We start from the raw sequence: 18,053 nt of genomic DNA on the forward strand, positions 1-18,053 counted from the left end.
CGGCGATGGAATGCAGGATGCCGAAATAGACGAAGCTGGCCGGGAACATGACCCAGGTGCCAAGGCTGACCAGGCCCGCCGCCCCGGTGATCGTCAGGAGGCGGCGCAGGTAGGCGCGCCAGCGCAGCCCTTGCCCGTGGGCAAGTTGCAGGCTGACCCCGGCAAGGAACAGGAAGGACCCGGCGACGGCATAGGACAGGATGCGCCAGCCGCCGGTGACCGCGGTGCCGGGGGGCAGGTGGCCGAACATCTCGAGGTCATAGACCAGATGGAACAGCCCCATCCCGACCAGAGCCACTGTCCGGGCCAGGTCGATGGCGTCGATCCGACCGGCAGGGGGGGCAGGCGCGCTCAATCGGGCTGGAACCCGGCGATCAGGCGCTTTAGCCCCAGGAACGCGCCCGCATAGATCGCCATAAGCGTCACCGGCGCCGAATAGGCCAGCGTGGAGAAGCCGGTCGCGCCTTGGCCGATCGAGCAGCCCATCGCGACCACGCCGCCGATGCCCATCAGCGCCGCGCCGCCCACCTGGCGGCCAAGCTCGCGCGGGTCCTCGCAGGCCTCCCAACGGAAGCTGCCCTTATGCCATGACCCGAGCCAGGCGCCCAGCAGCACGCCCAGAACCGAGCCCACGGAGAAGGACAGCCCCCCCGCCGAAGCGGTCATCAGCCATATCAGCGTGCGCCCGAGCGGCGCGGTGAAGGTATGGCCCTCGACCTCGACCGCGCCGAAGCTGAGTTCGTTCAGATGGCTCATTCCCCAGAGCGCGCCTGCAATGGACAGCCCCACCGCCATGCCCCAGACGATCCGGCGCGGCTCGGCCCTGAGCGGGGCATGCACGACGCCCCAGGCGATGAAACCGGCCGCGATGGCCAGCGCGACGGCTAGCACCGGCAGGCCGAACAGCCCGCCCAGCAGATGCGCGATGCCCTGCATGCCCTCGGAGGGTTCCTGCGGGAAGGCCCAGTCGCGCAGGGGCGCAAGCGGCCCCGACAGCGTGACGAAACCCATGATCGAGATCACGACGACCACCACCAGCGAGCGCAGGTCGCCGCCGAAGCGCGCCAGCGCGCCGAAGCCGCAATTGCCTGCAAGTGCCATGCCATAACCGAAAAGCCCGCCGCCCAGGATCGAGGCCAGTGGGTTCCAGGCGATGGAATGATAGGGCGTCAGCGAGAGGTCGATCCGCCCCGTCCCGGCCAGCAGGAAGGTTGCCGCGATGCCCGTGCCCAGCACCACGCCCCACGTCCTGAGCCGCCGCTGGTCCTCGCCATAGACTGCGCTTTCCACCGCGCCCAGGGTGCAGAAATCACCCAGCCGGGCGGCAAGGCCCAGGATGCAGCCCGTGACAAGGCCGATCAGCGCCGCCCAGGCGCCTGCGGGAATGCTGTCCATCCGTCCTCCCCGCCCCGGGCCGTGATTGGTGCGGCCCCGGATCCTATCTTCTTACGTGTCCGCCGACCAGACGCGGCGGCGGGTTCTGTGCGTTGCAGAACATGTCGTGCATCAACTCCAGAACGCGCCGGGCGCGTTCGTCGGCCAGCGAATAATAGATCGCCTTGCCCTCGCGCCGGTAATTCACCAGCCCTTCGAGCCTGAGCCGGGCCAGTTGCTGGCTGACCGCGGCCTGGCGCGAAGCGAGGAGCGTTTCCAGTTCGGTCACCGATTTCTCGCCGGTGGTCAGGTGGCACAGGATCATCAGCCGTCCCTCATGCGAGAGCGCCTTCAGAAAGCTCGATGCGGTTTGTGCATGCTGGACCATGTCCTTGACCGGAAGGCCGCCTTCTTCCGGATCATGCGTGCCGCTATGGGCGATGTCTGCTGCCATTGGCCTCCTGCGGCTTCCTCAGAAGCCCATCGTTTCCTCGATCGTGGCGATGCCCTCTCGCGCGCAGGTGTCGTCGAGATCGGGGCTTGGGGCGCCCGAGACGCCGATCGCGCCGACAATGGCGCCTGCATGCTCGATCGTCACCCCGCCGCCAAGCGCCAGCGCCTGGTCGAGATCGCGGATTCCGGCATAGATCGTGCCCGGCGCGGTCAACTCGCCCAGCTCCAGCGTGCTGGTGCGAAAGCTGGCCGCCGTCCAGGCCTTGCGCCGGGCGGTCTCCTCGACATGGGCGCCCGCGAAGCGGTCGCGCACGAAAGCCTGCAGCGTGCCCGAGCGGTCCGTGACGGCCACGCCGACCTGATAGCCCTCGCCCCGGCAATGCTCCATCGCGGCCATCGCCGCCTGCATCGCCAGTTCCGGCTTGAGCGTCCGGAACTCGACAAAGGCATCCTCGGCCGCCAGCGCGCTCCCCGTCGGCAGCACCAGCGCCGCCGTCAAAATCAGCGTTCTCATCATCCCTCGACTCCTCCCTTTTCGTCGTTCTCGGCCCATTCTGGCTGTTTGCGCAGGATCTCCCCGATCAGCCCCCAGAAGAAATCCTCCCCTGGATAGCCTTCCAGACGCGCCACCTCCACCCCGTCGCGCAACAGCACGAAGGTCGGCGTGAAGACCGGGCGGCTGGCAAGCCGGATGTCGTCGGGCAGCCGCCGGTCCAGGTCGATCCGGCGCAGGGGCGCAATTGCGCCTTCGGCCGTCCGCGGCCAGATCGGTGCGATCTGGTCGTCCCAAATCCTGCAATAGATGCAGCCCGCCCGCTCGAACATTGCCAGCACAAGCTCGGCGCGCGCAACGCCCAGCGGCGCGGAAGCAAAAAGCCCCGCGCAAAGCAATGCGGGAAATACTCGTTTCATTTGCGGCCGCCCCGCTACATATAAAGATCGTAATGTGTTTTCGCATCCACGGCAAGGGAGGGCCTTGATGCTGGACATTTCCTTCGGCGGCGCCGCCATCGCGGGCATCCTGTCCTTCCTGTCGCCCTGCATCCTGCCGATCGTGCCCTTCTATCTGTGCTACATGGCCGGGATCTCGATGAGCGAGTTGCGCAGCGAGGATCATATCCCCGCGGGCGCGGTGCGCCGTCTGGTCGTCTCGGCGGTCTTCTTCGCGCTGGGGGTCACGACGATTTTCGTGCTGCTGGGGATGGGGGCGACGGCGCTGGGCAAGGGCTTTGCCGCCTGGCGGCAGGAACTGTCCTATGTCGCCGCCGCGATCCTGTTCCTGTTCGGGCTGCATTTCCTGGGCGTGCTGCGCATTCCGTTCCTCTATCGCGAGGCGCGGATCGAATCGAAGGCCGAACCCACGACGATCCTGGGCGCCTATCTGATGGGGCTGGCCTTCGGCTTCGGCTGGACGCCCTGCGTGGGCCCGGCGCTCGCCGCGATCCTGATGGTGGCCAGCGGCATGGGCGATGTGGTCAAGGGCGGCGCGCTGCTGCTGGTCTACGGGTTGGCGATGACGTTGCCCTTCGTGATCGCGGCGGCCTTTGCCCGGCCGTTCCTGCGCTGGATGCAGCGCAACCGGAAATATCTGGGCCATGTCGAGAAGGTCATGGGCGGCATGCTGATCCTGTTCGCTGTGCTGATCGCCACCAATTCCGTGGCCTATATCGCGCAGTTCATGATCGATCATGTGCCGTGGTTCTCGCGGATCGGCTGACACTCTGGAAAGGGAGGAAAGACATGAGACTGACCACGCTTCTTGCCGCCGGGTTCTTGGCGCTTGCGGCGCCCGTGCTGGCCGGGCCACCCCTTGGCGATGACGGTCTGCACAAGCCCGACTGGCTGCGCGACACGTTCAAGGACATGTCCGAGGATATCGCCGAGGCCAATGCCGAGGGCAAGCGCATGCTGGTCATCTGGGAACAGCGCGGCTGCATCTACTGCACCAAGATGCACGAGGAGGTGTTTTCAGATCCCGGGATCGAGGCGCTTATTCGCGAGAACTATTTCGTCGTGCAGATGAACCTGTTCGGGGATGTCCAGGTCACCGATCTGGACGGCACGACGCGCGCCGAAAAGGACATGGCCTCGCGCTGGGGCATCGTGTTCACGCCGACGCTGATGTTCATGCCGGAAAAGGCGCCCGAAAGCGGCACCGCGGGGCAGGCGGCGGTCGCAACGATGCCGGGCGCCTTCGGCAAGGGCACCACGCGGGCCTTGCTGCAATGGGTCCTGGAAAAGGGTTACGAAGGCGACGAGCATTTCCAGAAATACGTTGCGCGCGTTCTCGCCGAAGGTGAAAACTGACATCACCAATATGAGTTATTCTTCACGGAAGCGCCTGAAATCCCTGAGAATTTGCCATATGCAAAAAACCTAATTCGTTGTTGCATGCGATGGTGCACTTCCGTTACCTTTCTCGTCAGGGAGAAGATGCGGGAGGATTCTTTGAAATGAGAAAGGTGGCACTGGGCGTGTTCGGCTTTGCGGCGGGCCTGACGTCTGCGCATGCGGCAGAGGTGGCGCCTCTGGACGTCATGTTTGACGAGTCTGGCTATGTCGCGACGCCCCTGACCGATACGCCCGGCGACCCGGAGGCGGGGCGCAAGCTGATGTCGAACCGTACAAATGCCAATTGCGTTGCCTGCCATGCGGCGACGGATCTTGCTGATGTGCCGTTCCACGGCAACGTGGGACCAACCCTAGATGGTGTGGCCTCGCGCTATCCCGAGGCGATGATCCGCGGCATTCTGGTGAATGCCAAGAACGTGTTCGAGGGCACGGTCATGCCGTCCTTCTACAAGGTGGACGGGTTCAACCGTATCGCGGACGGTTTCACCACCAAGCCGCTTGAGGGCGAAGTAGGGCCGCTGCTGACCGCGCAGGAAATCGAGAATGCGGTGGCCTACCTGATGACGCTGACCGACTAGGTGTCCGACATGGGCGATCCGACAGCAGAAAGGAGTCGACATATGGAATTCACGAGACGAGGAGCAATCGCGATCAGCGCAGGCTTCGCCGCTGCTCTGATGCTGCCGACCCGGGCGGCCCGCGCGGCGATTGACGAGCAGATCGCAGCGTTCACGGGCGGTGCCGAGGTAGGGTCGGGCGGGATCACGCTGACCACACCCGAGATCGCCGAGAACGGCAACACCGTGCCGATCGAGGTCGACGCCCCCGGCGCCGAGGAAATCCTGGTATTGGCCTCGAACAACCCGACCCCGGAGGTGGCCACCTTCAGGTTCGGCCCGCTGGCCGGCAAGCAGAAGGCAGCGACGCGCGTCCGTCTGGCCGGTACGCAGGATGTCATCGCCATTGCCCGGATGGGCGACGGCAGCTTCGTTCAGGCGGCAAATGAAGTGAAGGTCACCATCGGCGGCTGCGGCGGCTGAGGATAAAGGAGGACACAGGACATGGCACAGGATGTCAAACCCCGCGTGCGGGTTCCGAAGACGGCGTCGGCGGGCGGGTCCGTGACAATCAAGACGCTGATCAGCCACCGGATGGAATCCGGTCAGCGCAAGGACAGCGATGGCAATCTGATCCCGCGGTCGATCATCAATCGCTTCACTGTCGAGTTCAACGGCCAGAACGTGATCGACGTGGATCTGGCGCCGGCGATCTCGACCAACCCGTATTTCGAGTTCGAGGCGATCGTTCCGGAAACGGGGGACATGAAGTTCACCTGGTACGACGACGACGGATCGGTCTACGAGGACGTCCAGTCGATCACGGTCGCCTGACGCGCATCGTCGTTTCAAGGGAGGGAAACGCATGAATACCGCGCCGATCAGGCTGACCACGTCATTTTCCGCGGGCCTGGCGATCCTCGCCGGGGCCGCGGCGGCGGACCCGGACGCGGAGCTGGTGATCAATGACGAGATCCAGATCATTACCCGCGCCGAAGCCCCTGCGCATCTTGAGGGTGCCTTGCCCGAAATCCGGTCTGGCTGGACCTTCCGCACGCGGGAAACCCAGGCGTTGCAGATGGATGATTTCGAGAATCCGGGCCTCAGCGCCGCTGAAATGGCCATCGAGACTTGGGAAACCGCCGAGGGCAGCGCAGGTAAATCATGCGCCGATTGCCACGGAACGGTCGAGGAAGGCATGCGGGGCGTGCGCGCGGTCTATCCGAAATGGGTGGAAAGCGCGGGCGAGGTGCGAACGATCGAGATGCAGATCAACGATTGCCGCACCAACCGGATGGGCGCCGAGGAGTGGAAATACATCGGCAGCGACATGGTCAACATGACCGCTCTGATCGCCTCCGTCTCGCGCGGCCTGCCGATGAACGTGGCGATCGACGGCCCGGCCCGCGAGATGTGGGAGAAGGGCAAGGAGATCTACTATACTCGCGTCGGGCAACTCGATCTGTCTTGCGCAAGTTGCCACGAAGAGAATTACGACAACTACATCCGGGCCGACCACCTCAGCATGGGGATGACCAACGGCTTCCCGACCTACCGGCTGAAGAACACCAGGCTCATCGCCGTGCATGACCGCTTCAAAGGCTGCATGCGCGACACCCGCGGCGTGCCCTTCGACATCGGCTTGCCCGAATTCGTGGCGCTGGAGCTTTACGTCGCCTCGCGCGGCAACGGTCTGTCGGTCGAGGGCCCCGCGGTCCGCAACTGAAACCGAAAACCCGCGCCGGTCGGCTGGCGCGGGTTTTTTTTCGGCCTGAAATATTCAGTTTCGCGCATGTGAGAATGTGTGGAACTTGCCAGAAAGGATGCTGAGACGATGATTTCACGCAGAGATTTCCTGCAGGCGGCGGTGGCGGCCTCGGCTGTCTACGGGGCTTCCGGTATCGGCAACTGGGCGAAACTCGTCGCGCAGCAGGCGCTGGGCCAGGACCAGTTGCTGCAATTCGACACCTTCGGCAATGTCACGCTGATCCACATCACCGACATCCATGGCCAGCTCAAGCCGATCTGGTTCCGCGAACCCGAGATCAACCTTGGCGTAGGCGCGGCGACCAGCAAGCCGCCGCATGTCACGGGCGAAGATTTCCTGAAGATGTTCGACATCACGCCCGGCACGCCCGAAGCCTATGCGCTGACCCATGTGGATTTCGTCTCGCTGGCCAGGGGCTATGGCCGGATGGGCGGGCTTGACCGGGTGGCGACGGTGCTTGACGCGATCCGCGCCGACCGGCCCGAGGCGCTGCTTCTGGATGGCGGCGACACCTGGCACGGGTCCTATACCTGCCTCAAGACGAATGCGCAGGACATGGTCAACGTGATGAACCGGCTCAAACCGGATGCGATGACCAGCCACTGGGAATTCACCCTTGGCGTCGACCGCGTGAACGAGATCGTCGAGGGGCTGGATTTCCCCTTCCTCGGCGCCAACATCTTCGATGCCGAATGGGACGAACCCGCCTACGAACCCTACCAGATGTTCGAGCGGGGCGGCGCGCAGATCGCGGTGATCGGCCAGGCCTTCCCCTACATGCCCATCGCCAACCCGGGCTGGATGTTCCCCGGCCTGTCCTTCGGCGTGCGCGAGGAACGCATGGCCGCCGTTGTCGCCGAGGTGCGCGAGGCCGGTGCCGATCTGGTCGTGGTGCTGTCGCATAACGGCTTCGACACGGATCGCCAGATGGCCGCCCGCGTGCCGGGCATCGACGTGATCCTGACCGGGCACACCCATGACGCCCTGCCCGAACCGGTGCTGGTCGGCCAGACCCTGCTGATCGCCTCGGGCTCGAACGGCAAGTTCGTCACGAGGCTGGACCTCGATGTGCAGGGCGGCCGGGTGCTGGGCTTCCGCCACAAGCTGATCCCGATCTTCTCGGACGTGATCGCCCCCGACCCGGAGGTCGCCGCGCTGATCGACGCGGAGCGCGCGCCCTACAAAGCGGACCTGGAAGAGGTGCTGGGCACCACCGACAGCCTGCTTTACCGGCGGGGGAATTTCAACGGCACCTGGGACGACCTTATCTGCAACGCGCTGATCGAGGAACGCGAGGCCGATATCGCGCTGAGCCCCGGCTTCCGCTGGGGGCCGAGCCTGGTCCCCGGCGATCCGATCACCCGCGAGGATGTCTTCAACGTCACCTCGATGAGCTATCCGAACGCCTACCGGTCCGAGATGAGCGGCGAGATGTTGCACGTCATCCTCGAGGACGTGGCCGACAACCTGTTCAACCCCGACCCCTACTACCAGCAGGGCGGCGACATGGTTCGGGTGGGTGGCATGGGCTATCATATCGACGTGTCCAAACCGCGGGGCAGCCGGATCACGAACATGACCCTGCTGAAGACCGGCGAGGCGATCGACCCGGCCAGGACCTATGTCGTCTCGGGCTGGGCCAGCGTCACTGAGGGCACCGAAGGTCCGCCGATCTGGGACGTGGTCGAAGCCTATATCCGACGCAAGGGAACGGTCAGTGTCGACCCGAACATGTCGGTCCAGGTGACCGGTGCCTGAGATGCGGGAGGACGAGATGAGCAGGATTTTCAGACCAGACCAGCAGGAGGGTGCAGCGATGACAGGTGCCGTGACACCCACGACCAGCCGCCGTGGCTTTCTCAAGGCGGGGCTTGCCACGGGGGGCGCGCTGGCCGCGGGCGGCGCGGCAGCGCAAGAACCCGATCCGCTGATCACCGAGGTTCAGCCCTGGGCTCAGGGCTTCGGCGAGGGGGTGGATGCCACGCCCTATGGGCTGCCCATCGACTACGAATCCGACGTGGTTCGGCGCAATGTCGAATGGCTGACGGCCGATGTGATCTCGTCGATCAACTTCACGCCAATCCACGCGCTGGACGGTACGATCACGCCGCAGGGCTGCGCCTTCGAGCGGCACCATTCGGGTGCCATCGACCTGCCCAAGGAAGACTACCGGCTGATGATCAACGGGCTGGTGCACACGCCGCTGGTCTTCACCTACTGGGATCTGGAACGCTTCCCGCGGGAAAACCACGTCTATTTCTGCGAGTGCGCGGCGAATACCGGCATGGAATGGGCGGGTGCGCAGCTCAACGGCGCGCAGTTCACCCATGGCATGATCCACAACATGGAATATACCGGCGTGCCGTTGCGCACCCTGCTCAACGAGGCGGGCATCAGGACCGAGGGCAAGTGGATCTTCGTCGAGGGGGCGGATGCCTCGTCGAACGGCCGCTCGATCCCGCTGGACAAGGCGCTGGACGATTGCCTTGTCGCCTTCAAGGCGAATGGCGAGGCGCTGCGCAAGGAGCATGGATATCCGGTGCGCCTTGTCGTGCCGGGCTGGGAGGGGAACCTCTGGGTCAAGTGGCTGCGCCGGATCGAGGTCACCGACGGCCCGGTCGAAAGCCGCGAGGAGACCTCGAAATATACTGATACGCTGGCCAATGGCGTCAGCCGCAAATGGACCTGGGTGATGGACGCCAAGTCGGTCGTCACCTCGCCCAGCCCGCAATCGCCGATCACCCACGGGCCCGGTCCGCTGGTCATCACTGGGCTTGCCTGGTCGGGGCGGGGCGCGATCCAGCGGGTGGATGTTTCGATCGACGGCGGAAAGAGCTGGCAGGTCGCGCGGCTGGCCCAACCCGGCCAGCCCATGGCGCTGACGCGGTTCTACCTGGATATCGAATGGGACGGCTCGGAGATGCTGCTGCAAAGCCGGGCGATGGACAGCACCGGCTATGTCCAGCCGACCAAGAACGAGTTGCGCGAGATCAGGGGGCTGAACTCGGTCTACCACAACAACTGTATCCAGACCTGGTGGGTCAAGGCGAACGGGGAGGCAGAAAATGTCGAGGTTTCGTGATCTGGCCATCGGCACGGTGCTGGCCGTGACGCTGGGCGCTGGCCCTGCGCTGGCCGAAAGGCTGGGCCTCGGCCGTCCCGCGCTGCCCGAAGAGATCGCCGCCTGGGACGTCAAGGCGATGCCCGACGGGCGCGGCCTGCCGGTCGGGTCCGGCACCGTGGCCGATGGCGAGGACCTGTTCTCGTTCCATTGCGCGGTCTGCCATGGCGAATTCGCTGAAGGTGTCGATAACTGGCCGCAGCTTGCGGGTGGCGAGGGTACGCTGGGCGATGCCGACCCGGTCAAGACGGTCGGATCCTACTGGCCATACCTCTCGACGGTCTGGAACTATATCTACCGCTCGATGCCCTTCGGCGGCGCGCAAGTGCTCGAACCCGACGAGGTCTATGCCATCGTCGCCTATATTCTCTATTCCAACTTCCTGGTGGACGACGATTTCGAGCTGTCGAACGAGAATTTCCTCGACGTCCAGATGCCCAATGCCGACGGTTTCATCCCGGATGACCGTGACGAGGTCGAACTGCCGCTTTTCGTGCGCGAGCCCTGCATGACCGACTGCAAGGACAGCGTGGAGATCACGATGCGGGCAACCATACTGAACGTCACGCCCGACATGTAGGCAAATCCGGCGCGCCCGGCCAGGCGTATCCGGCTGACCGGTCCCCCCTCCCGGACCGGCGTGCGGCCCCCTTCCTCCGGGGGCCGCTTTTTCTTGGCGCTGGACGGATAGCGTTTCCGCACTAGACTCCGTTGAAAGGGAAGACGACATGCCGACACGCCGCGATATCCTTGCGGGCGGGGCCGCCCTTGCGCTGGCCCATCCCGTGCGCGCCGTCACGCTGGGCGATGACGGGCTCTACAAGCAGCCGTGGTTTCTGGACAGTTTCCTTGAACTCGGCGACGATCTTGCCGAGGCCGCAGCAGGGGGCAGGGGGCTGATCGTCCTGTTCGAGCAGGCCGGCTGTCCCTATTGCCGCGAGTTGCATGCGGTAAACTTTGCGCGCCCAGAGCTCGCCGATTTCCTGACGGCGCATTTCGACGTCGTCCAGCTTGACCTCTGGGGCGCGCGAAGGCTTCTGGATTTCGACGGCGAGACGCTGGAGGAACGCGCGCTGGCTGCGAAATGGACGGTGAACTTCACCCCGACCACGGTGCTGTTTCCCGCCGAAGCGGCCGGGTCGGCCAGCCGGGCCGAGGCCGAGGCGTTCCGCCTGCCGGGTTATCTGAAGCCGTTCCACTACCTTTCTGCACTGGAATATGTCGCGACCGGGGAATACCGGGCACAGCCGTTCCCGCGTTATCTTCAGGACAAGTTCGCCACGCTGCGCGAGCGGGGAATCGATCCCGATGTCTGGTAGCGGCGCGGGCGCTGTGCTGCGGCAGGCCGGTCGGCTGCAACGAACTGGAACAGTTTGATTTTTTCGAACGATAAAAGGTCAGCGAAAGCCCGCTTTTGCGGAACGATTCGCTTGATCGGTCCCGTGATCTATCGCAGTATTTGAATATGAGGGAGGCTCTTTTTCTTGGTCTTGCACTGGCCTTGTCCGGGGTCGGTCAGGCGCATTCCCAGACGAGGGCAGAGGCGATCGGCGATGCCGGGCGCGGGGCCGAGATCTGGGTCTTCTGCAGCGGCTGCCACCAGATCGGCCCGGAGGCCGAGATCGGCATCGGCCCGCCGCTGAACGGCATCTTCGGCCGCCGCGCCGGGGCAATCTCCGATTTTCCCTATTCGCGCTCGATGACGAGGATGGGGCGCGGCGGGCTGACCTGGACGCTGGAAACGCTGGACGCCTATATCGAGAATCCGCGGGTCCTGGTGTCCGGCACCCGGATGAGCTTTGACGGGCTCGAGGATCCGCGCGAGCGCGCCGATCTGCTGGCCTTCCTGCGCGATTTCTCGGACCGGCCCTCGAACATCCCCGAGGCCGCGCCGACCGCGCGCGCCGATCTGCCCATGCTGTCGGAAGAGACGCTCGCCATCGTCGGCGACATGGCCTATGGCGAGTATCTCTCCAGCGAATGCACCACCTGCCATCAGCGCGACGGCTCCGATCAGGGAATCCCGTCCATCGTGCTCTGGCCGCAGCGGGATTTCGTGCTGGCCATGCATGCCTACAAGCAGAAGCTCCGGCCCCATCCGGTGATGCAGATGATGGCGGGCCGACTCTCCGACGAGGAGATCGCCGCGCTTGCCGCCTATTTCGGCTCGCTCACGCCCTAGCGGGCCTTCGCCATCGCGACAATGGAAACGCGCGATCATGTCCAGGGAGGAAAAGCGACATGACACTGAACAGACGGAGTTTTCTCGGCACGAGCCTCGCGCTCGGCGCTGCGTTGTCGGCCACGCCTCTGATCGGCCAGGCCCGGCCGCGCGTGGTGATCGTGGGCGGAGGGGCGGGCGGCGCGACCGCGGCGCGCTACATCGCCAAGGACAGCCAGGGTGCGATCGACGTTACCCTGATCGAGCCCACCCGCACCTATTACACCTGCTTCTTCTCGAACCTCTATATCGGCGGATTCCGCGACTTGGCCTCGATCGGGCACAGCTATGGCAAGCTGGCCTCGGATTACGGCATCAATGTCGTGCATGACTGGGCGGTCGGCGTCGACCGGGACACGAAGACCGTGACCACCGCGGGCGGCCATGCCTTCGCCTATGACAAGCTGATCGTCGCGCCGGGGATCGACTTCGTCGAAGGCTCGGTGCCCGGTTGGGACATCTCGGCCCAGAACCGGATGCCGCATTCCTGGAAGGCGGGCAGCCAGACCCAGCTTCTGAAGGCGCAGATCGAGGCGATGCCCGAGGGCGGCGTGTTCTGCATGATCGCCCCGCCTGACCCGTTCCGCTGTCCGCCCGGCCCCTACGAGCGGATCTCGATGGTGGCCCATGTGCTGCGCGAGCGGAACCCGACCGCCAAGATCCTGATCGTCGATCCCAAGGCGAGCTTCTCGAAACAGGCGCTGTTCGAGGAAGGGTGGCAGAAGTACTATCCGGGCATGATCCAGCGCATCGGCCCGGATTTCGGCGGCAGCAATTTCTCGGTCAATCCCGAGACGATGGAGGTCGATATCGACGGTCAGGTCGAAACCGTCGATGTGTGCAACGTGATCCCGGCGCAGAAGGCCGGCCGCATCGCCGAACTGGCGGGGCTGACGGGCGATAACGGCTATTGCCCCATCGTGCCCGCCACGATGCAAAGCCGGATGGACGAAGACATCCATGTGCTGGGCGATGCCGCCATCGCGGGCGACATGCCGAAATCGGGCTTCTCGGCCAACAGCCATGCCAAGGTGGCGGCGATGCAGGTGCGCGCGGCGCTGACCGGGTCCAACGCCTTCCCGGCGAAATACTCGAATACCTGCTGGTCGCTGATCGACACCGATGACGGGGTGAAGGTGGGGGCCTCCTATGCACCGACCGACGAGATGATCGCCAAGGTGGACGGCTTCATCAGCCAGACCGGCGAGGATGCCGACCTGCGCAAGCTGACCTACGAGGAAAGCCTGGGCTGGTATGCGGGGATCGCCGCAGACATGTTCGGCTGATCCGTTCACGCATCGGATTTGCGGGCCTCGCCCTCGGGTGGGGCCCGCGCTGCGCCGCGGCTAGGCGGCATCTTGCCACGCGTTCATCCCCGTCCACGCGGCGCATGCCGTCGGTGGGCCGGACTGTGGTATGGTTGGCCTCGTGGGGAATCCCGGATCAACCGGGAGAGAATCGTGATACAATCCCGCAGAGAGGGACTGGTTCGGGGAGAAGCGAGGAACGTGACCAAGACAAGCAAGCCAGGGGCACGGCCATTGTGCCGTGCTTGTCTCGACGATCATGCGCTGATTCTCGGCAAGCTGGGTCCGATGCCGGATGCGACCCTGCGTGCAATGACCGGCTATGGCCTCAGCGACCAGGAGATGGCGCGCTATTTCGGGATGACACCGTCCTCGTTGAGGCGTCTCAAGCGTAGCCTCAACGTGAACCGGCCGCGACCCGACTGACCGCTCGATCCGGCCCGGTTGCCGGGCCGGTCACCTCTCCCATGATGCCCGTCAATGCATTGCCCGGTCGTTCGCGCGAGCCTCTGAATACCCGGCGGGTCGGACATTCGTGCGGTGGGCCGGGACGTGGCCGCGGGGCCTGTCCCCGCGGGGAACGGGTGCGCTCCGGCCATGCCGGAGGAGTGGCGAACCATCATCGCGATTTCACGCGAACAATGGTCACGCAGACATGCCTGATCATGCACAAGGAACCACCGGCTGGACCAAGCTCAGCGGGCCCCAGGCCCTCCGGGATCCCAAGATCGGCATGGGAAAGTTCTACTTCACCACCTTCGAGAACAAGCGCGAGGAAACGCCCTAGATGAATGCCGAGAACTTCGCGCGGGTGATCGACATCCTGCGCAACGAGGATCCGGTCTATGGCAACTCGACCACCGGATCGGTGACCACCCAGCTCGAACCCGTGGGCGAAGCCGAAAGCTGAGAAAACGCGCAGAATAGCCTGACATGGCCTGGAAATGGTATGAAATCGAGACCTGCAAGGCGTCGGTCGGTGGACCGGCCTATTACGGTCTGATCCAGTTGAACGGCCCGGGCTTCCAAGCGGGGGGGCGTTCGCAAAAGCGGGCCTTTGCCCGATGCCTCGGCGCCGACCACCTATGGCCGGCGAGTCCACGGCTATCTGGACTTCCAGCAGATGCCGGTGATGCTGGACACCTGCGCAACGAGGCACCGGTCCGCTTCGGCTGGAACGACGCCAATCCGAACGACTTTCACCTGATGACCGGCAATGAACCGGTGGGCGAGGGGGATGGCGTCCTGGCTCGCGGCGGCTGACTGCCCGGTATGCGGCGCGGTTGACCGCGCCGCCCCTTACCCTGTGGGGCTGAAATCCCCATAGGCGCCGCCTGCGAAGATCAGCGGCGGGCCTTCCCGGCGGACGACCTCGTCGACCCGGCCGACCACGATGGCGTGATCGCCCGCCTCATGCACCGCAACGCGGGTGCACAGGAACCGTGCGATCCAGCCCTCCTCCAGTAGGGGTGGGCCGCTTTCGGCCCATTCCATCGCCAGTCCGTCGAACGCGTCGCCCGACCGGGCAAAGCGTTGCGCGACGGCGATCTCGCCCGCGCCCAGCACATGCACGGCAAAGCGGTCCGCCCCGGTCATCGCCCCGAACCGCGCCGAAGCGCGGGCGGGCGACCACAGGATCAGCGGCGGATCGAGCGAGACCGAGGAAAAGCTGTTCGCCGTGATGCCCACAGGCCCGGCCGGGGCCGCGACCGTCACCACGGTCACGCCGGTCGCGAAACAGCCCAGCGCATCGCGATATTGCCGTTCGGTCGTGGGGCCGGGGGTGAATCGGTCCATGGGGCGGCATCCTCTCGCCATTGATCAGGGCGCGAGCATGCGCCATCGAAGGGAAAGCGGCAACCGCCCGGGCACAGTCACAAATTGCGCGAAAGCCGGAAGGATCGCGTTGCGGCCGGACGGCCCTTCATCCCGAACCCTTGCCTCCAAACGGCCGCGGGAAATCAACGGGTCCGCTGGCGAGGGGCGCTTCAGCGGCGCGCCATCGTCCGGCATGAGGCCCCGATTGCTCGGCCGCGGCAGGATCCGCCCCGATGAAAGCCATCCTGAGCGCCGCACCGGACCATCCCTTTCCGAAAAAAGGGGACGGCCCGCAAGCCGTCCCCGAAACCGATCAAGAAACGGTCTTCAATGCACGGTTGCCTTGCGGCGAAATGTCAAAACCGATGTCACCACCGGCCCTTAGAATATGCCTGATGATAGATGCCAAATATGACGCAGGCGTAATCGGAAGACGACAAGATCGCGACTGCACGACCCTCGGGGCCTATTCCGCGGCCATACCAAGGCTATGATGCAGCCTGTTGGCGAGCCGGTGCGCAGCCTCGCCTGCAAGATAGGTCAGTCGCCCCCCCGCCACGGTCATTTCGACCGCGCGTGTCCTTGAATTGACGACGCAGAGATCGGCCCGGCGTCCCTGATCGAGCCGCCCGCGATCGGGCAGGCGCAGGATCGCGGCGGGCCGCTCCGAGATCAGCGCCCAGGCCCGGGGCAGGTCCATCAGGCCGCTGTCGACCAGCCGCCAGACCGCATGCGTCAGCGCGGGGTAATAGTAATCCGACACGAGCCCATCGCACAGCCCCTGCGCGATCAGGTCCAGCGCCGAGACATTGCCCGCCTGCGACCCGCCCCGCACGACATTCGGTGCGCCCAGCAGCACCGGATCGTTCATCGCCTTGGCCGCCGCGGCGGCGCGGCGGGTCAGCGGGAACTCGGCGATCCGCGCCCCGATCATCGAAAAGCGCTCGCGCGTTTCGCCATCGGGGTCGTCATGCGAACCGTAGAGAACGCCCATCTCGTCGAAGGCATCGGCCAGACGGCACAGGTGGCGCGGAACCTCGCCCGCCTGTTCATGCGCCGCGGCGATCCGTTCCCGGTAGGTCGTGGGGCGTTGCCCGGCTTGCGCAGCCCACAGCGCCAGCCGGTCGGGCCGGGTGCGCGCCGTTTCGGCGGCGTCGTCCACATGGTTTTTGAACACGACATAGCCGATACGGTGGCGGCGGATCGCGTCCAGCAGGCGTTGCCCGGTCTCGACCATATGCGTCTCGCAGAGGATTTGCAGGCGAAGATCGGTCAACATCTGGCCGCGATAGGCGTCCAGCGCCTCCATGAGGGCCTCGGCCCGGTCCGGGCTGCGATGCCCGCCCTCCCAGGACCAGCCCTGTGCAAGCCAGGCGGTGGTCACCCCGTTCGCCGCCGCCTCGCGGTCGGTCGCCGCCAGACCGACCGTTGGTGCGAAGGGCGCCATGGGCCGGGGCGCGATATGACGCTCGAAGGCGTCGCCATGCAGATCGACGATGCCGGGCAGGATCAGATAGCCCCTAAGGTCCACCTCGGGCAGCGGGCCACGGGTGATCCGGCCATCGGCAATGGACAGAGAGCGGCGCTGCATCTCTTCGTCGCGCAGGATGGTTGCGCCGGTGAACCGCAAGGGGGGCAGATAATGCGACATCGTCTGACTCGAAACAGCTGTGACTCCTGTGGATAATCCGTCTCTGTATCGCGGGTATGACATCGGGCCACGGAACATCGTCACGCAATCGGGCGGCGCGCAGGGCGCGGCGCGACGGGCCTATTCCTCGCCCCGTTCCGGCGTCGTGTCGATCAGCCAGCCCCCCGGGCCAGCGACGCTGTCGGGCAGCACGAGGATCATCCCCTCGCGCAGCAGGACGACCGTCAGCAAACTCAGCGCGATCTGGTCGAAGCTGATCGTGGCGATCCGGTCGAGCATGGCTGGCCTCCTTTGCCGATGCACCCACCATGTTCCCGGCGAATGCGGCATCACGATGACCAAAGCCGCCGCCCGCAACCTCGCCGGTCTCGCCCAACGGACAAAGCGGATGTCGGGCCGCACATCGTTGACGGCGCTGGCCGTCCCCGGTGATCTGGTGCGTTCGTCGGCCGCGAGGGGCCGATGCCGCATGGCGCGCGTCCCGGGCTGTGCAGGCCATCGCGGGCGTGCTGACGCCGGTTGATTCGTCGAAGCTGATCGACCCGCTGGGGAACGACATTTCGTAAACGTCGATCCCCTGCGCCCTTGCGAAGACTGGCGGCATTGCCGCGACGACGCATCCGGCCGGGGCGCGCGGGGATCCGGCCCCGCCGCCGCACCCACAATGCGCCGCCGGAAGGCGCGCATGCGCGCGGCCAGGGCAGTCCGGCCATGATCGCCGCGCCTCAGCCCGACAGGCTATAGCGGTGCAGGTTGTAGAAGCGCCCGTCCTCGGCCTCGCCGAACAGGCACAGGCTTGCGATCCTGAGCGGCCGGTCGATCAGCGGTTGCAAGACCGGCGAAAGCACCGCGCGGGTGCGGTCGGCCTCCGCGTCCTTGAGCGGGCCGGTCAGCGTCAGGTGGAAACGGAATTCCTCCATCAGGTAAGGATAGCCCCAGCGTTCCAGGATCCGCCTCTGGCGGACGCTCAGCCGGTCGGGGTCGCGGCGCGCGATCTCGTCGGGCAGGGGGGGCGCGCGGAACCCGTCCAGCGCCTCGACCACGCTGCCCGCCAGCGCCGACAGCGCGCGGCTGTCGCCCCGAACCGTAAGTGCCAGAAAGCCCGACAGACGCGAGATCCGAAGCCCGTCCAGAAGCACCGGCTTCAACTGTCCCGCCAGCGCCGCGGCCGAACGGTGCAGAAGCGCGATATCGCTGCTCTCGATCAGCCGGAAGGGCGGCTTGATCGTGGCATGGAACCCGTAGCGGCGGGGCGTTTCGGTCAGTTCGGTGATCTTGCAGGGCAGGCCCGGCAGCCGGAGCGGCGTCCGTGTCGTTCCCGCCAGCGGATCCCAGCCCAGCCACGCCGCGCCGAACTCTGCCAGCGGACCGGGTTCCGGCGCAAAATAGATCGCGTAGCGCTTGTAGCCTTCCATTGCGTGTTCCCCGCCC

The 18,053-nt window shown here is 65.5% G+C and carries 24 protein-coding genes and 1 pseudogene; 16 read left to right on the forward strand and 9 right to left on the reverse strand.

Annotated features, from left to right (window positions below; genetic code table 11):
* The 5 genes from ENN83_RS15170 to ENN83_RS15190 form a co-directional block, all read right to left on the reverse strand.
* Nucleotides 1-355: heparan-alpha-glucosaminide N-acetyltransferase (locus ENN83_RS15170; RefSeq protein WP_287188395.1), on the reverse strand; the 355-nt coding region annotated here is incomplete at its 3' end.
* Nucleotides 352-1,395, reverse strand: a complete 1,044-nt coding sequence (locus ENN83_RS15175) for a YeeE/YedE family protein (RefSeq protein WP_287188398.1) — start codon at nucleotides 1,393-1,395, stop codon at nucleotides 352-354. The genes ENN83_RS15170 and ENN83_RS15175, both read right to left, overlap by 4 nt.
* Nucleotides 1,396-1,438: 43 nt before the next feature.
* Nucleotides 1,439-1,828 carry an ArsR/SmtB family transcription factor gene (locus ENN83_RS15180; protein ID WP_414707679.1) on the reverse strand — a complete coding sequence of 130 codons (390 nt, stop codon included), beginning with the start codon at nucleotides 1,826-1,828 and terminating at the stop codon, nucleotides 1,439-1,441.
* 18 nt (nucleotides 1,829-1,846) lie between these two features.
* Nucleotides 1,847-2,341 (reverse strand): GlcG/HbpS family heme-binding protein, encoded by a 495-nt coding sequence (locus tag ENN83_RS15185; protein ID WP_287188401.1) that lies wholly within the window; start codon nucleotides 2,339-2,341, stop codon nucleotides 1,847-1,849.
* Nucleotides 2,341-2,739 carry a thioredoxin family protein gene (locus ENN83_RS15190; protein ID WP_287188404.1) on the reverse strand — a complete coding sequence of 133 codons (399 nt, stop codon included), beginning with the start codon at nucleotides 2,737-2,739 and terminating at the stop codon, nucleotides 2,341-2,343. Before ENN83_RS15190 ends, ENN83_RS15185 begins: the two co-directional genes overlap by 1 nt.
* 67 nt (nucleotides 2,740-2,806) lie before the next feature.
* Between ENN83_RS15190 and ENN83_RS15195 the strand changes: the two genes are divergently transcribed.
* The 16 genes and pseudogenes from ENN83_RS15195 to ENN83_RS15270 all read left to right on the forward strand — a co-directional run bounded on the left by ENN83_RS15195 (nucleotide 2,807) and on the right by ENN83_RS15270 (nucleotide 14,416).
* Nucleotides 2,807-3,544 (forward strand): cytochrome c biogenesis CcdA family protein, encoded by a 738-nt coding sequence (locus tag ENN83_RS15195; protein WP_253089110.1) that lies wholly within the window; start codon nucleotides 2,807-2,809, stop codon nucleotides 3,542-3,544.
* Nucleotides 3,545-3,567: 23 nt separating this feature from the next.
* Nucleotides 3,568-4,134: a thioredoxin family protein gene (locus ENN83_RS15200; protein WP_287188409.1), complete on the forward strand. Its 567-nt coding sequence runs from the start codon at nucleotides 3,568-3,570 to the stop codon at nucleotides 4,132-4,134.
* A gap of 146 nt (nucleotides 4,135-4,280) precedes the next feature.
* On the forward strand, nucleotides 4,281-4,757 hold the full coding sequence (gene soxX, locus ENN83_RS15205; RefSeq protein ID WP_287188413.1) for a sulfur oxidation c-type cytochrome SoxX: 477 nt from the start codon (nucleotides 4,281-4,283) through the stop codon (nucleotides 4,755-4,757).
* Nucleotides 4,758-4,799: 42 nt separating this feature from the next.
* Nucleotides 4,800-5,219: a thiosulfate oxidation carrier protein SoxY gene (gene soxY, locus ENN83_RS15210; protein ID WP_287188452.1), complete on the forward strand. Its 420-nt coding sequence runs from the start codon at nucleotides 4,800-4,802 to the stop codon at nucleotides 5,217-5,219.
* Nucleotides 5,220-5,240: 21 nt separating this feature from the next.
* Complete coding sequence (soxZ, locus tag ENN83_RS15215) at nucleotides 5,241-5,570, forward strand: thiosulfate oxidation carrier complex protein SoxZ (protein ID WP_287188416.1); 330 nt, start codon at nucleotides 5,241-5,243, stop codon at nucleotides 5,568-5,570.
* 31 nt (nucleotides 5,571-5,601) lie between these two features.
* The gene (gene soxA, locus ENN83_RS15220; RefSeq protein ID WP_287188419.1) at nucleotides 5,602-6,462 is read left to right on the forward strand and encodes a sulfur oxidation c-type cytochrome SoxA; all 861 of its coding nucleotides are present in this window, start codon (nucleotides 5,602-5,604) and stop codon (nucleotides 6,460-6,462) included.
* A gap of 108 nt (nucleotides 6,463-6,570) precedes the next feature.
* The gene (soxB, locus tag ENN83_RS15225; RefSeq protein ID WP_287188421.1) at nucleotides 6,571-8,262 is read left to right on the forward strand and encodes a thiosulfohydrolase SoxB; all 1,692 of its coding nucleotides are present in this window, start codon (nucleotides 6,571-6,573) and stop codon (nucleotides 8,260-8,262) included.
* Between the two features lie 58 nt (nucleotides 8,263-8,320).
* Entirely contained in the window at nucleotides 8,321-9,586 is a 1,266-nt protein-coding gene (gene soxC, locus ENN83_RS15230; RefSeq protein ID WP_287188455.1) for a sulfite dehydrogenase, read from the forward strand.
* Nucleotides 9,570-10,199, forward strand: a pseudogene (locus ENN83_RS15235) (c-type cytochrome); the annotation flags it as partial. The gene soxC and the pseudogene ENN83_RS15235, both read left to right, overlap by 17 nt.
* Before the next feature lie 154 nt (nucleotides 10,200-10,353).
* Nucleotides 10,354-10,944, forward strand: a complete 591-nt coding sequence (locus ENN83_RS15240; protein WP_287188424.1) for a thioredoxin family protein — start codon at nucleotides 10,354-10,356, stop codon at nucleotides 10,942-10,944.
* A gap of 146 nt (nucleotides 10,945-11,090) precedes the next feature.
* On the forward strand, nucleotides 11,091-11,807 hold the full coding sequence (locus ENN83_RS15245) for a c-type cytochrome (protein ID WP_287188426.1): 717 nt from the start codon (nucleotides 11,091-11,093) through the stop codon (nucleotides 11,805-11,807).
* Nucleotides 11,808-11,866: 59 nt separating this feature from the next.
* Nucleotides 11,867-13,132, forward strand: coding sequence for an NAD(P)/FAD-dependent oxidoreductase (locus tag ENN83_RS15250; RefSeq protein ID WP_287188429.1), 1,266 nt, complete (start codon nucleotides 11,867-11,869; stop codon nucleotides 13,130-13,132).
* A gap of 222 nt (nucleotides 13,133-13,354) precedes the next feature.
* On the forward strand, nucleotides 13,355-13,579 hold the full coding sequence (locus ENN83_RS15255; RefSeq protein ID WP_287188432.1) for a hypothetical protein: 225 nt from the start codon (nucleotides 13,355-13,357) through the stop codon (nucleotides 13,577-13,579).
* 229 nt (nucleotides 13,580-13,808) lie between these two features.
* Entirely contained in the window at nucleotides 13,809-13,940 is a 132-nt protein-coding gene (locus ENN83_RS15260) for a hypothetical protein (RefSeq protein ID WP_287188435.1), read from the forward strand.
* The gene (locus ENN83_RS15265; protein WP_287188438.1) at nucleotides 13,941-14,063 is read left to right on the forward strand and encodes a hypothetical protein; all 123 of its coding nucleotides are present in this window, start codon (nucleotides 13,941-13,943) and stop codon (nucleotides 14,061-14,063) included.
* A 23-nt stretch (nucleotides 14,064-14,086) separates the two neighbouring features.
* Nucleotides 14,087-14,416: a hypothetical protein gene (locus ENN83_RS15270; RefSeq protein WP_287188440.1), complete on the forward strand. Its 330-nt coding sequence runs from the start codon at nucleotides 14,087-14,089 to the stop codon at nucleotides 14,414-14,416.
* A gap of 36 nt (nucleotides 14,417-14,452) precedes the next feature.
* Here the strand turns inward: ENN83_RS15270 and ENN83_RS15275 are convergent, their stop codons facing one another.
* From ENN83_RS15275 to ENN83_RS15290, 4 genes are all read right to left on the reverse strand, one after another.
* Nucleotides 14,453-14,950, reverse strand: coding sequence for a flavin reductase family protein (locus ENN83_RS15275; protein WP_287188443.1), 498 nt, complete (start codon nucleotides 14,948-14,950; stop codon nucleotides 14,453-14,455).
* A gap of 487 nt (nucleotides 14,951-15,437) precedes the next feature.
* Nucleotides 15,438-16,622: an alpha-D-ribose 1-methylphosphonate 5-triphosphate diphosphatase gene (locus ENN83_RS15280; RefSeq protein ID WP_287188445.1), complete on the reverse strand. Its 1,185-nt coding sequence runs from the start codon at nucleotides 16,620-16,622 to the stop codon at nucleotides 15,438-15,440.
* A 120-nt stretch (nucleotides 16,623-16,742) separates the two neighbouring features.
* Complete coding sequence (locus tag ENN83_RS15285) at nucleotides 16,743-16,901, reverse strand: hypothetical protein (protein ID WP_253089124.1); 159 nt, start codon at nucleotides 16,899-16,901, stop codon at nucleotides 16,743-16,745.
* A gap of 446 nt (nucleotides 16,902-17,347) precedes the next feature.
* Nucleotides 17,348-18,053, reverse strand: a 706-nt coding sequence (locus ENN83_RS15290) for a DUF1045 domain-containing protein (protein WP_349760144.1), incomplete at its 5' end; no start/stop codon positions are given.

It is taken from the genome of Rhodovulum sp., from assembly GCF_011048875.1.
Classification (GTDB): Bacteria; Pseudomonadota; Alphaproteobacteria; order Rhodobacterales; family Rhodobacteraceae; genus Rhodovulum; species Rhodovulum tesquicola.

Bases quoted from the DNA above. Each gene is read 5' to 3' on its own strand.
- ENN83_RS15195 (WP_253089110.1), top strand. From the start codon at position 2,807: ATGCTGGACATTTCCTTCGGCGGCGCCGCCATCGCGGGCATCCTGTCC.
- soxA (WP_287188419.1), top strand. From the start codon at position 5,602: ATGAATACCGCGCCGATCAGGCTGACCACGTCATTTTCCGCGGGCCTG.
- soxZ (WP_287188416.1), top strand. From the start codon at position 5,241: ATGGCACAGGATGTCAAACCCCGCGTGCGGGTTCCGAAGACGGCGTCG.
- soxY (WP_287188452.1), top strand. From the start codon at position 4,800: ATGGAATTCACGAGACGAGGAGCAATCGCGATCAGCGCAGGCTTCGCC.
- ENN83_RS15175 (WP_287188398.1), bottom strand. From the start codon at position 1,395: ATGGACAGCATTCCCGCAGGCGCCTGGGCGGCGCTGATCGGCCTTGTC.
- ENN83_RS15200 (WP_287188409.1), top strand. From the start codon at position 3,568: ATGAGACTGACCACGCTTCTTGCCGCCGGGTTCTTGGCGCTTGCGGCG.
- ENN83_RS15245 (WP_287188426.1), top strand. From the start codon at position 11,091: ATGAGGGAGGCTCTTTTTCTTGGTCTTGCACTGGCCTTGTCCGGGGTC.
- ENN83_RS15190 (WP_287188404.1), bottom strand. From the start codon at position 2,739: ATGAAACGAGTATTTCCCGCATTGCTTTGCGCGGGGCTTTTTGCTTCC.
- ENN83_RS15240 (WP_287188424.1), top strand. From the start codon at position 10,354: ATGCCGACACGCCGCGATATCCTTGCGGGCGGGGCCGCCCTTGCGCTG.
- ENN83_RS15250 (WP_287188429.1), top strand. From the start codon at position 11,867: ATGACACTGAACAGACGGAGTTTTCTCGGCACGAGCCTCGCGCTCGGC.
- soxC (WP_287188455.1), top strand. From the start codon at position 8,321: ATGACAGGTGCCGTGACACCCACGACCAGCCGCCGTGGCTTTCTCAAG.
- soxB (WP_287188421.1), top strand. From the start codon at position 6,571: ATGATTTCACGCAGAGATTTCCTGCAGGCGGCGGTGGCGGCCTCGGCT.
- ENN83_RS15285 (WP_253089124.1), bottom strand. From the start codon at position 16,901: ATGCTCGACCGGATCGCCACGATCAGCTTCGACCAGATCGCGCTGAGT.
- ENN83_RS15275 (WP_287188443.1), bottom strand. From the start codon at position 14,950: ATGGACCGATTCACCCCCGGCCCCACGACCGAACGGCAATATCGCGAT.
- ENN83_RS15260 (WP_287188435.1), top strand. From the start codon at position 13,809: ATGCCTGATCATGCACAAGGAACCACCGGCTGGACCAAGCTCAGCGGG.
- ENN83_RS15270 (WP_287188440.1), top strand. From the start codon at position 14,087: ATGGCCTGGAAATGGTATGAAATCGAGACCTGCAAGGCGTCGGTCGGT.
- ENN83_RS15180 (WP_414707679.1), bottom strand. From the start codon at position 1,828: ATGGCAGCAGACATCGCCCATAGCGGCACGCATGATCCGGAAGAAGGC.
- ENN83_RS15280 (WP_287188445.1), bottom strand. From the start codon at position 16,622: ATGTCGCATTATCTGCCCCCCTTGCGGTTCACCGGCGCAACCATCCTG.
- ENN83_RS15265 (WP_287188438.1), top strand. From the start codon at position 13,941: ATGAATGCCGAGAACTTCGCGCGGGTGATCGACATCCTGCGCAACGAG.
- soxX (WP_287188413.1), top strand. From the start codon at position 4,281: ATGAGAAAGGTGGCACTGGGCGTGTTCGGCTTTGCGGCGGGCCTGACG.
- ENN83_RS15185 (WP_287188401.1), bottom strand. From the start codon at position 2,341: ATGAGAACGCTGATTTTGACGGCGGCGCTGGTGCTGCCGACGGGGAGC.